Annotated in this window: 11 protein-coding genes; all 11 read right to left on the reverse strand. The window is 54.8% G+C overall.

The window, feature by feature from the left end; all coding sequences use genetic code 11:
- Positions 1-33: 33 nt before the first annotated feature.
- Positions 34-891, reverse strand: coding sequence for a dihydropteroate synthase (gene folP, locus MHH78_RS02120; protein WP_341166466.1), 858 nt, complete (start codon positions 889-891; stop codon positions 34-36).
- The gene (locus tag MHH78_RS02125) at positions 888-1,766 is read right to left on the reverse strand and encodes an aminotransferase class IV (protein ID WP_341166467.1); all 879 of its coding nucleotides are present in this window, start codon (positions 1,764-1,766) and stop codon (positions 888-890) included. The genes folP and MHH78_RS02125 overlap by 4 nt, the downstream gene beginning before the upstream one ends.
- On the reverse strand, positions 1,763-2,344 hold the full coding sequence (gene pabA / locus MHH78_RS02130) for an aminodeoxychorismate/anthranilate synthase component II (RefSeq protein WP_076082822.1): 582 nt from the start codon (positions 2,342-2,344) through the stop codon (positions 1,763-1,765). The genes MHH78_RS02125 and pabA overlap by 4 nt, the downstream gene beginning before the upstream one ends.
- Complete coding sequence (locus MHH78_RS02135; protein ID WP_445668023.1) at positions 2,344-3,966, reverse strand: anthranilate synthase component I family protein; 1,623 nt, start codon at positions 3,964-3,966, stop codon at positions 2,344-2,346. The genes pabA and MHH78_RS02135 overlap by 1 nt, the downstream gene beginning before the upstream one ends.
- A 164-nt stretch (positions 3,967-4,130) precedes the next feature.
- The gene (gene cysK / locus MHH78_RS02140; protein ID WP_036723922.1) at positions 4,131-5,069 is read right to left on the reverse strand and encodes a cysteine synthase A; all 939 of its coding nucleotides are present in this window, start codon (positions 5,067-5,069) and stop codon (positions 4,131-4,133) included.
- Positions 5,070-5,243: 174 nt separating this feature from the next.
- Positions 5,244-6,188, reverse strand: a complete 945-nt coding sequence (locus MHH78_RS02145; protein ID WP_341166469.1) for a peptidylprolyl isomerase — start codon at positions 6,186-6,188, stop codon at positions 5,244-5,246.
- A 9-nt stretch (positions 6,189-6,197) separates the two neighbouring features.
- Positions 6,198-7,082: an Hsp33 family molecular chaperone HslO gene (hslO, locus tag MHH78_RS02150; protein WP_076082813.1), complete on the reverse strand. Its 885-nt coding sequence runs from the start codon at positions 7,080-7,082 to the stop codon at positions 6,198-6,200.
- 51 nt (positions 7,083-7,133) lie between these two features.
- A complete protein-coding gene (locus MHH78_RS02155; protein WP_036723925.1) occupies positions 7,134-7,901 on the reverse strand; it encodes a type III pantothenate kinase in 768 nt (255 codons plus the stop codon).
- Entirely contained in the window at positions 7,901-8,773 is an 873-nt protein-coding gene (nadC, locus tag MHH78_RS02160) for a carboxylating nicotinate-nucleotide diphosphorylase (protein WP_036723928.1), read from the reverse strand. The genes MHH78_RS02155 and nadC overlap by 1 nt, the downstream gene beginning before the upstream one ends.
- The gene (gene nadB, locus MHH78_RS02165) at positions 8,763-10,379 is read right to left on the reverse strand and encodes an L-aspartate oxidase (protein ID WP_076082810.1); all 1,617 of its coding nucleotides are present in this window, start codon (positions 10,377-10,379) and stop codon (positions 8,763-8,765) included. The genes nadC and nadB overlap by 11 nt, the downstream gene beginning before the upstream one ends.
- A gap of 39 nt (positions 10,380-10,418) precedes the next feature.
- Entirely contained in the window at positions 10,419-11,357 is a 939-nt protein-coding gene (nadA, locus tag MHH78_RS02170; RefSeq protein ID WP_036696456.1) for a quinolinate synthase NadA, read from the reverse strand.
- Positions 11,358-11,423 lie beyond the last annotated feature (66 nt).

Below are 11,423 nucleotides of genomic sequence, written 5' to 3' on the forward strand. Positions count from 1 at the left end.
TAAGGGTACCTGCCTTCTCTTGAAGAATATAGTCTATACGCAGAACACAGGTGACCCTGCATATAACATGGCGTCACACATCTCTACGGTACGTTTCATTACCGCAATATCATGAACCCGCACAAGCTGACAGCCCTGGGCAATCCCGAAGGCGACAGTAGCTGCGGTCCCCTCCAGTACATCATCTGCGGGCAGACCTAGGGCGGTACGAATGAATTTTTTGCGCGAAGTGGCCAGCAGCACCGGATATCCCAGCTTCGTCAGTGCGCCGAGGCCGGTCATGACCTGAAGATTCTCTGCATAGTCCTTGGCGAAGCCGATTCCCGGGTCCAAAATAATATTGTCCGGCTTCACTCCGGCTGCCAGCGCCAGGTGAATGCTCTCGCTCAGGTCATCCGTCATATCGCCGATCAAATCGTTATAATCTCGGTCATGGCGGTTATGCATCAGAATGATTGGACAGTCTGCCTGCGCAGCAACTGCCGCCATCTGCGGATCGGCCTTGGCTCCCCATACATCATTGATGATATGCGCACCGGCCTGAATCGCCTGGCGGGCGACTTCCGCCTTGTAGGTGTCTATAGAGAGGGGGAGATGCGGGGCGGCCTGATGGATGCGCTCAATGACAGGAAGTACACGGGCTAATTCCTCCTCAGCACTCACCGGCTGGTGACCCGGACGCGTGGATTCTCCGCCTATATCGATAATATCGGCACCCTCTGCCGCCATTTGCAACGCATGCTCTACCGCTCTATCCCGCTCTGTCCACAGGCCCCCATCCGAAAAAGAGTCCGGCGTCACATTGAGTATGCCCATAATTAGCGTGCGCTTGCCCAATTTCAGCTCGCTGTTTCCGCAGCGGTAAGTCCGCTCATAGATCATCGGCTTCATATCAGCATTTTCGTCCTTTCTCTGTACAGCCTCATAAGTGCAGCCGTTTGCTCTCCACAACGCCCGCTGCCTATGGTTACCCTCCGGTCCCCATTCCACAAGGTGCTCACCGGTACGATCTCCTGCACGGAATTGGTGAGGAAGATTTCATCCGCAGCCGCAAGCTGTTCACAGCGGTAAAAGCCTTGTTCAGGCTGAAGGCTGGACGCTGCCAGCTCAAGCACCATTTCCCGGGTAATTCCCGGAAGAATCCCGGTGTCGGCATCGGGGGTATAGAGCTGCTTATTGGAGATAAAAAAAATATTACTCACAATCCCTTCGGCGACCTCGCCCTGTGCGGTCAGCATCAGTCCCTCGGCTCCTCGCTCTGCGGACGGATAACCGGCCAATTCACGTTTTGCCAGAATGTTGTTCATATAGTGCAGCGATTTGAGTCTTACCGGGCCCTCCGGGGTATTGCGTCTGTGGTTCAGGAGCTGAAGTTCTTTGCCTTCCGTATAAAGGCTGGTTGGCGTGACCGGCAGGGCTTTGATATAGAGCAGCTGATTAGGCTGCTTATAGGCTGCGGATGGCAGACCCAGAATATCCTCACCCGCCGTAACGGTGTAGCGGATATACGCCTCACTAAGCTCATTCCTGTCCATTACAAGCTGAATCCATTCCCGCAGCCCCTGCACATCCGGCTCGAAGGGAATGCCCAGCTGACGGCAACCCGCTGCCATTCTGCTCAGATGACGCTCCAGCAGGAACGGCTGCCCCCCATAGGTGCGGAAGGTCTCGAACAGACCCATGCCGTACAAAAAGCCGTGATCCAGAGCGGAGACCACGGCGTCTTTGGCGTCGACTGCTTTGTTGTTAAGTCCTATATATTTCATGCCGGTTCTCCGGCTCTCCGTTTCAGGAAATTACGCAGCATCGTATGCCCGTGGTTCGTAATGATCGACTCGGGATGGAACTGTACCCCTTCAATCGGGTATTCCTTATGCCGCAAGGCCATAATCTCGCCTTCAGCGGTCTCGGCGGTAATCTCCAGGCAATCCGGCAGACTCTCACGTTCCACGATCAGTGAATGATAGCGTGTCGCTGTGAAAGGAGACTCCAGCCCCTCAAATACGGAGGTACCGTTATGGTGGATCGGTGAGGTTTTGCCATGCATCAGACGTTCTGCACGGATGACATTACCGCCAAAAGCCTGTCCGATCGCCTGGTGTCCGAGACATACGCCGAATATGGGGATGATGCCTTTGAAATGCTGCAGCAGCGCAAGGCTGATGCCTGCCTCATTCGGTGTGCAGGGTCCCGGAGAGATCAGAATATGATCCGGGGCTAATGCTTCTATCTCCTCAATGCTGATCTCATCGTTGCGCGCTACCTTAACCTCTTCCCCCAGCTCACCCAGATACTGCACCAGGTTATACGTAAAGGAATCATAATTATCGATGACCAAGATCATTAGAAGCTTCCTCCTTCGGTGCCGAGGGCAGCCCGCTCTTCCTGCTCACGTTCACTGCAGAGAATGGCTTTGACTACCGCTTTGGCTTTGTTGTGGCATTCCCGGTACTCCCGGTAAGGGTCTGAATCGATCACAATCCCCGCACCTGTCTGAATGTAGCCGATTCCGTCCTTCACGGCCAGCGTACGTATGATTATATTTAATTCCATATTGCCGTTATAGTCAATCCAGCCCATAGATCCCGTATAGGGTCCCCGGCGGACCGGCTCCAGCTCTTCGATGATCTCCATCGTGCGCACCTTGGGCGCGCCCGTGATGGTGCCGCCGGGGAACAAGGCGGCAATGACATCATACGCATCCCTGCCGGGTGCGATGATCCCCTCAACCTGCGAGACGAGATGCATGACATGCGAGTATCGCTCTACGGTCAGCAGCTCCGGCACGCTGACCGTTCCGTAGGCGGCGACACGGCCGATGTCGCTGCGCTCCAGATCGACAAGCATAATATGCTCGGCGATCTCCTTCTCGCTCCCGCGCAGCTCCGCCTCCATGGCGGCGTCCTCCGCGGGAGTGTGGCCCCGCCGCCGGGTGCCGGCAATGGGGCGGGCGCTGACCTTGTCCCCGTGCAGCTTGACGAGCAGCTCCGGCGATGCGCTGGAGAGCGCGAAGCCGGGCGTGCGGAGCAGCCCCATGTACGGGGACGGGTTGAGTCTACGGAGCCATTCGTAGACGTCCTCGGGTGTAGACTTGAGCTGCGCCTGCTGGCGCAGCGAGAGGTTCACTTGGAATACATCTCCGGCACGGATGTATTCCTGGACCTTCAGCACAGCCTGCTGGAAGGGTGCGGCAGAGAAATCCGAGCTCATGCCGGGCCACTCGCCGGTGATCTCGGCCTCGCCCTCCACCCTGCGGGTAAGCCCGGCGTACCTTGCAGCGGCTGCTTCTTCCGGCTCTGCCGGTGCGTAGAGAAGGCTCCACTGCTCCAGCATGCGCTCCGCACGGTGCACAGCAGCCTCATACAGACTCCTTAGCCCATCCAGGTTACCGCTGGATACAGTATCCGGCACAGGGATATGAACTGCACAGTAGAGCTGCTGCTCCTGCTCATCGTAGATCCACACTTCTTCCAGTCTCATGAACAGATAATCCGGAAACTCAGGGTTGTTCCTGGCAAGCGACGGCAGCTTCTCCAGGGAACGGGCCACATCATAGCCAAGAAATCCGATACAGCCGCCGGTGAACGGCGGCAGAGCGTCAACCGGCAGGCGGGGAGACGTATATTCCCTCATCCATGCCTGCAGCACTTGCAGCGGCTGGCCTTCCGTTACGGCAGACTCTATATGCCCCGAAGCCTTGGCTCCGGGAGTATAGCTCTCCGCAACGGCTCCCCGGCCTTCGATGATCGAGACAGGGCTCAGGCCAAGATAGGTGTAGCGCCCGCCCTTGCCGCTCTCCAGGACAACCGAATAGGGGGAAGCCTGTTCCCAGGCCTGCTTCCAGCTGCGGGGCAAGCCTTGGTTGTCCTGCCGTTTCCTCAGGATCAGGGGAAGGACGCTCCAGGCCTCATCTGCCTCTGCCCACTGCTCCCAGTCCTGCCAAGCCGTTAAGATCTCCACAACCATTCTCCCGTCTCATCGATAGTTTATTGCCTGTCAGTATACTGTACATAGGGTTACTTTGAAAAGCCCGCAATTCTTATAAATGCTTATTATCCGAAAAAAGAGCCTGCGGTATCCCTGTGAAAGCGGATAGGGCAGGCTCTTCGTAAGAGCTGAATTCTCAGCAATTATACTTCAAAGTTATAGAGCGGAGTGCTCAGGTAACGTTCGCCGTTGCTTGGGATGATGACAACAATTTTCTTGCCTGCGCCAAGTTCCTTCGCTACCTTCAGTGCAGCAAATACAGCCGCCCCGGAGGAAATACCGGACAGCACGCCTTCTTCCTTGGCTACGCGGCGGGCAGTTTCGAACGCTTCATCATTCTCAACATGAATAATCTCATCATAGATATTCTGGTTCAGAATTTCTGGCACGAAGTTAGCGCCGATACCCTGAATCTTGTGCGGGCCCGGTTTACCTCCAGCCAGAATCGGTGAAGCCGCAGGTTCTACCGCATAGATCTTCACGCCCGGATATTGACTCTTCAGCACTTCACCCGCACCGCTGATCGTTCCGCCTGTGCCGACACCGGCAATGAATGCATCCAGCGGGCCGCCTACGGATTCGATCGCTTCAACGATCTCCGGTCCAGTGGTCTCGCGATGGATCTTCACGTTAGCCTTGTTCTTGAACTGCTCCGCAAGGAAATAATCCGGATTCTCGCTCAGAATCTGCTCGGCCTTCTTGACCGCACCGTTCATTCCTTCCGATCCCGGAGTCAATACGAGCTCAGCGCCGTAAGCGCGCAGCAGGTTGCGGCGTTCAAGGCTCATCGTTTCCGGCATAACAATAATAGCCTTGTAGCCTTTGGCAGCTGCCACAAGCGCCAGGCCGATCCCTGTATTACCGCTGGTCGCTTCTACAATCGTGCCACCCGGCTTCAGCAGGCCCTCTTTCTCAGCCTCTTCTACGATGCTGATGGCAATACGGTCTTTCACACTGGAGCCTGGATTCTGGTATTCCAGCTTCAGGAAGATCTCTGCCGAGCCTTCCGGAACAATCCGGTTCAGGCGGACGAGCGGTGTGCCACCGATCAAATCTGTTACACTGTTGACGACTTTAGCCATGAGTAAAAACCTCCTTGGAATGATAAATGAATTAGGGTGCGGAACTTATGACAGATGCTATCAGCATATATTACCGTAGCTCCCGGTTCACAATGCCTGGGTAACTAACAGTTGTAATTGTACCGCTTAATATTTCCGACTAAATCAGTAGGTTTTATATTTAATTTCATATTATCAATCTTGCAGGCTGTTGTCAATATATATTGCTGTATCATATTTGGCCCGTAATTCACGCTCTACCTGCTGCAAGGGCGCTGCCTGCTCCAGTCTCAGCTGCTGGCCGATCATCCGCCGCAGTTCCTCCTGATCCGGCTTCACAGGATCAATCAGCTTCTCCAGACGGATCACAGCATACCCCCCGTCAACCTGCAGCGGTCCTGCGATATCGCCATTCTCCAGCCCGATTGCTGTCTCCAGCAACTCCTCAGGCCAGAACGGGTCCTTCTCCTCGACCGTTCCGATACTGCCGCCATGCTGGCGGCTCTCTTCGTCGATCGAGACCTCACGGGCCAGCTCTGCAAAATCCTCACCCCGCTCCAGGCGGTCCATCACTGTACTGGCCTCGTTATAGGTGGAGGTCTGGATGATAGAGAGCTGCATTTGCTTGCGGGGCATGAATCTCTCGCTATTTTGCTTCAGATAATCATCAATTTCCGCATCACTGACCGCAATGCCGGCCGTTGCTATGGCCTGGAGCGTCAGCCGGTATGCCGTCTCCTCACGCAGCTCCTGACGGGATAGTCCAAGCTCAGACTGCATCTGCTGATAATATTGCTCCTCCGAGCTGTAACCGGACATTCCCCGCTTCAGTTCCCGTTCAATCTCATCATCCGTGACCATAATTCCCAGAGCTGCGGCTTCCTTGCCCACCACGATATGATTCAGCATGCTCAGCAGCACTTCTTCCCCGTGCTTCTTCTGAAGCTCCTCTATCCATTCCTGTTCCGTGACCGGCTGTCCTCCGGCAGCAGCGACATCCGAGGCTTCTCCTTCAGCCGTCTCTGCCTTCAGCAGTGCCATGGCACGCAGGCTCCAGAATAATAGCCCTCCCAGCACCAGCGTTGCCACGGCAAGTAATATAACGGCATTGCGCAGCGCGCGCTCCTGTCTTGTCACCATTTCATAGCCCTATGACTTCGCTTGATCGAGGATTACCTGCAGTTCATCCTTGTTAAATACATAGCTCTCATTGCAATAATGGCAGACGACTTCTGCCGTATCATCTTCTTCGATCAGCCGTTCCAGCTCGTGCTCACCCAGACTAACCAGAGTCTGCTCAATCCGTTCCCGTGAGCACTGACATACAAATCGGACCTCCAGCTCATCCAGGATCACAGCATCCGGCAGCAGCAGCCGCAGCATTTCCTCAGGCTCAAGCCCCTGATCCAGCACGGACGTAACCGAAGGCATGGCTCCAACCGCTTGCTCAACCTCGGTAATCTCCTCATCGGTCAGGCCGGGCAGCAGCTGAATAATAAAGCCTCCGGCAACTCTGACTGAATTATCGGTCTCCACCAGCACTCCAAGTCCTACAGCAGCAGGCGTTTGCTCCGAGAGGGCAAAATAATAGGTGAAATCCTCACCCAGCTCTCCTGAAACGATAGGCACACTGCCGCGGTACGGCTCCTTCATCCCCAGATCCTTGCTGACATCAATGAAGCCTTCCGTGCCTACCGCCCCTGCAACATCCAGCTTGCCCATGCTGTTGCTTGGCAGATGAACATGCGGATTGTGCACATAGCCGCGAACTTCTCCCAGGGCATTGGATTCAGCCGTAATCTGCCCGAGCGGACCGTTTCCTTTGACCATAATCGCAAGCTTCTCCTGCCCCTTGAGCATGGCCCCCATTATAGCTGCGGCAGTAACCGTACGTCCAAGCGCTGCCGTAGCCGTCGGATACGTATCATGTCTGCGCCGCAATTCATCGACAAGCTCTGTGGTACGGACAGCGAACGCTCTGACTTTTCCGTTCATCGCCGTCCCCCGGACCAGCCGGTCCTTCTTATTATCCATTGGGTGCATACTCCTCCTATCTCTCTCTTCTGTATAGGTTCATCTTTATGATTATTTGTTACGGTTGTAAATAATGCGCAATCCTTCAAGCGTCAGCATCGGATTAACCTCATCGATACATTCTGTCTCACTGGCAATCAGTGAGGCCAGCCCTCCGGTAGCAATAACCTTGAGAACGGGAGCGTTCATCTCCTGCTTGATGCGTCTGACGATACCCTCAACCTGACCGGCATAGCCAAAAATGATTCCCGCCTGCATCGCATGTACGGTATTGCGCCCGATTACCTTCTTGGGCTTCTCCAGCTCAATCCGGGGCAGCTTGGATGCCCGCAGATAGAGGGCCTCCGTGGAAATGCCCAGACCCGGCACGATAGCACCGCCCAGATAGTTGGCCCCGGCATCAATGCAGTCGAAGGTGGTTGCCGTGCCGAAATCAACGACGACAAGCGGACATTTATACTGCTCAATCGCCGCAACCGCGTTCACAATCCGGTCCGCCCCCACTTCGCGCGGGTTCTCATAACGCAGATTAAGCCCGGTTTTGATACCAGGCCCCACAAGGAGCGGGTCCTTGCCGATGAATTTGACACACATCTCTACGATAACCTGCACGAGCGGCGGAACAACCGAGGAGATGATGACCCCCTCGACATCCCTGAACGAGAGATTCGACATGCTGAACAGATTATGAATCATCACACCATATTCATCGACAGTGGACCCGCGGGCAGTGCTCAGCCGGAAATGGTGCAGCAGCTCACTGCCCCGGTAGACGCCCAGTACGATGTTCGTATTGCCGATATCGACGACAAGTATCATCAGAGGGCTCCCTCCTTCTTGCCATTCAGATCCAGGCTGATATCGAGACTCGCGAAGGAATACGTCAGCCGTCCTACCGAAATCACATCCACACCCGATTCAGCAATGCCCCGGACCGTCTCCAGAGATACATTGCCCGATGCCTCAATGGTGACATGCTTCGCCTTGGTCCGGATTCTTCTCACGGCTTCAGCCATCTGCTCAGGAGACATGTTATCGAGCATAATAATATCAGCTCCGGCCGCCAGCGCTTCCTCTACCTGCTCCAGACTCTCCGTCTCTACTTCAATGGTCATGGTGTGCGGGATATTGGCACGGGCACGTCCTACTGCCTGACGGATGCCGCCGGCCCCCTTGATATGATTGTCCTTAATCATTACCGCATCATACAGACCGTAACGGTGGTTGGCTCCGCCGCCAATGCGAACTGCATATTTCTCCAGCATCCGGTGACCCGGTGTGGTCTTGCGGGTATCCACCAGGCGGGTCGGCAGCCCTTGAAGCTTCTCAACAAAAGAAGCCGTGCGCGAGGCCACACCGGATAAACGCTGCATCAAGTTGAGGGCAAGCCGTTCACCCGTCAGGATGGCATGAGTGCTGCCTTCTACCTCAGCAATCACAGTGCCCTTGGAGACCGCTTGTCCTTCCTGGACCAGCGCCGTGAATACGAGCCCAGGATCAACAACCTCGAATACCAGCTCAGCCACGGGGATTCCACAAATAATCCCGTCTTCCTTGGCATGGATGATTCCCTTGGACTCATGCCCGGCTGGAATGGTAGTACGGGTAGTAATATCCCCCGAGCCGACATCCTCCTGCAGCCAGCCCTTAATAGCCTTAAGCAGATCTTCATTGTATCCGTTAAACATCATCACTTAATTCCTCCACTATTCCAAGTTCGCGAATCTGGAGCAGATGCTTCTGCCACTGTGCGTCACTGCGCAGCGGATAATCCTCACGATAATGCGCACCGCGGCTCTCCTCCCGTGCCAGGGCCGATTCAGTGATCAGCAGACAGCATGTAAGCATATTGGCGAACTCGTATTCTTCCCGTGTTGTCAGTTTGGTCTTAAAAATCGGCAGCTGGCGCTTTATCTCATCCAGGCCTTTGTTCAGCATTTCCCGGTTCCGCCGCAGTCCGGCGTACCGCACCATAGCCTTTTGAAGCTTCAACCGCCGTTCAACAATAGCCTGTGCAGGAGCTTCTACCCTTGCCTGATGATAGGCTGAGGGTAGGTTATCCCGGTGAAGCGGCGGCAGCTGGCGGATTCGTTCAATGATCCGGCGGCCGAACACAACAGCTTCCGACAAGGAGTTGCTGGCCAGCCGGTTGGCACCCTGCACACCAGTAGATGATACCTCACCGCAGGCAAACAGGCGGGCAACCGTGCTCTCTCCGCTCAGGTCGGTCTTCACGCCCCCCATCATATAATGCGCAGCAGGAGCCACCGGAATCCAGTCACTTGTAATATCCAGCCCGTAGCTCATGCAGGTTGCATAAATGGTCGGGAAGCGGTGTTTAACCATATCCGCCGGTTCATGCGTAATATCCAGATAGACAAAGGTGGATTTGGTCAATTCCATCTCGCTTACAATGGCACGGGCAACAATATCCCGCGGGGCCAGCTCCTGCAGCTCATGATAACGTTCCATGAACCGCTCACCGTTAATGTTCCGCAGCACAGCGCCTTCTCCCCGCACAGCCTCCGAGATCAGGAAGCGCGGAGCGCCAGGATAGCTGAGTGCGGTCGGATGAAACTGAATGAACTCCATATCCCGGATATGGGCACCGGCACGATAGGCAATGGCTACCCCGTCTCCGGTGGCCACCTCAGGATTGGTCGTGTAACGGTATAGCTGTCCTGCTCCGCCGGAGCATAGGATTGTTGCATCTGCCTGCAGGAATAACCGCCCGCCGTCAGGCCGCTGTACAAGCGCTCCCAGACACTCTCCGTCCTCCGTAATCAGGTCAACGACATAATGGTCATCCCAGGTCTCAATATTCTCATGCCGGGCAGCCTGTTCAGCGAGTGCGCGGACAATCTCATATCCTGTAGCATCCCCATTTGCATGTAAAATACGGCGGTGGCTATGTGCCCCCTCCTGGGTTAAGGCCAGTACACCATTCTCCTTATCGAAAATAGTGCCAAGCCGGATCAGTTCGCGGACGCCTTCGGGTCCTTCATTGACCAGCACATCCACAGCCGCAGAGGAGTTCAGTCCCGCGCCGGCCATCAGGGTATCCTGACGGTGATACGCCGGCGAATCATCCTCCGAAATGACGGCCGCAATTCCGCCCTGGGCATACCGTGTGTTGCTCTCCATTACGGTCTTCTTCGTAATCATAATAACCTTCCGGTCTTCGCTGGCCTTGATCGCTGTGAATAACCCGGCAATACCGGAACCAATGACCAGGCAGTCTGTCTTAACTACAGGAAGTCCCTGAAGATCAAAATCAACCAAATATTGTGGAATCATGACCGCTTTTCACCTGTTTCAACGAAAGAGTAGCGCATGCTACCGGACTTGTAGCATGCGCTCTAGGGATGTTCTGGCTTTGTCGGCGACTGCAGGCGGTACATAGATCTGCGGCTTCATCGTCTCCAGGCATTTGACCAGCTTTTTCAAATTATTTACCTTCATATTAGGACATACCAGGAATTTGGTAGCAAAATGAAACTCCTTATCCGGGCTATCCAGCCTTAGCTGATACCCGGTTCCATCCTCAGTTCCCACAATAAACTGCCGGCGGTCCGATTTCCGGCAATACTCCAGAATTGAGGTAGTGCTGCCCACATAGTCCCCCATTGCCACGACTTCCGGGCGGCATTCGGGGTGTACAACAAATTCAGCTTCCGGGTATTTGGCTCTCATCTCCATGACATCCTTGACGGTAAGCATGTCATGAGTATTGCAATAGCCCTCCCAGATAATCAGCTTCTTGCCGGTCTGATCCTGCACATATTGACCCAGATTCTTATCGGGCACCCAGATGATTTCTTCAGCATCGAGTGATTCGATCACCTTCACCGCATTCGCTGAGGTGCAGCAAATATCTGTCTCCGCCTTGATCTCTGCAGAGGAATTGATGTAGGTTACTACCTTCGCACCCGGATGCTGAGCCTTCAGCTTGCGCAGCCCATCCACATTGACCATGTCAGCCATCGGGCAACCTGCACGTTCGTCAGGAATCAGGACCGTCTTGTTCGGCGCCAGAATCTTGGCACTTTCCCCCATGAAATGAACGCCGCAGAATACGATTACATCTGCCTCTGTCTCCGCTGCCTTCTGGGCCAGCAAAAACGAGTCTCCCCGGAAATCGGCGACTTCCTGAATTTCATCACGCTGATAATAATGAGCCAGAATAATAGCATTCCGTTCCTTCTTAAGCTGTTCGAGGCGCACACGAAGTTCACGATTCTGTTCCTGCTTGCGCTCAAGCGCCAGAGCTTCCACGGTCAGTCTCCCCCTTATGTCATCATGGCTTGCCGCCAGTACATTTCTTATAAATGATAAATTTAA

It is taken from the genome of Paenibacillus sp. FSL H3-0333, from assembly GCF_038002805.1.
Lineage (GTDB): Bacteria > Bacillota > Bacilli > Paenibacillales > Paenibacillaceae > Paenibacillus_AQ > Paenibacillus_AQ silagei.